The 713-nt window shown below is 78.4% G+C and carries 1 protein-coding gene; it reads left to right on the plus strand.

Annotation, left to right across the window (positions count from 1 at the left end; all coding sequences use genetic code 11):
* A partial coding sequence (locus G3I42_RS26220; RefSeq protein WP_239096685.1) for a CoA transferase occupies positions 1–713 on the plus strand: 713 nt, incomplete at both ends.

Below are 713 nucleotides of genomic sequence, written 5' to 3' on the forward strand. Positions count from 1 at the left end.
TGCGCGCGCCCGGCGAGTGGCGGGCCGGGCCGCAGGCGAAGGTCCTGGAGGCGCTGCCGCTCCTGAGCGCGGGCCGCATCGACGACGCTCCGGTGCGTGTCTTCACCGCGCCGGGCGGCGGGCTGCCCCTCGCCGGGGTGCGCGTGCTCGACCTGACCCGGGTCCTCGCGGGCCCCGTCGCCACCCGCACGCTCGCGCTGCTCGGCGCGGACGTCCTGCGGATCGACCCGCCAGGGATGCCCGAACTCGCCGACCAGCAGGCCGATACGGGCCTCGGCAAGCGCTCCGCGCTGCTCGACCTCGCCGACTGCGCGGGACTGCGCCGCTTCGAGGAACTGCTCGCCGAGGCGGACGTCGTGGTGACCGGCTACCGCCCCGGAGCCCTGGAGCGGTTCGGGCTCACACCGGACGGGCTCGCCGCGCGGCGCCCCGGGCTGGTGCTCGCGCAGGTCTCGGCGTGGGGGCGCTCGGGTCCGTGGGGGCAGCGGCGCGGCTTCGACAGCCTGGTGCAGGTGGCGACGGGGATCGCGGCCATCGAGGCGAACCGGGAGGGCCGCCCGGGCGCCCTGCCCGTCCAGGCGCTGGACCACGGCACGGGCTACCTCCTCGCGGCCGGTGTCCTGCGCGCCCTGACGGAGCAGACCCGCACGGGCGGCTCCCGCCTCGTCCGCCTCGCCCTGGCCCGTACCGCCGCCTGGCTCCTGACCGGCCCG

The sequence above is a fragment of the Streptomyces sp. SID11385 genome (assembly GCF_010548245.1).
Taxonomy (GTDB): domain Bacteria; phylum Actinomycetota; class Actinomycetes; order Streptomycetales; family Streptomycetaceae; genus Streptomyces.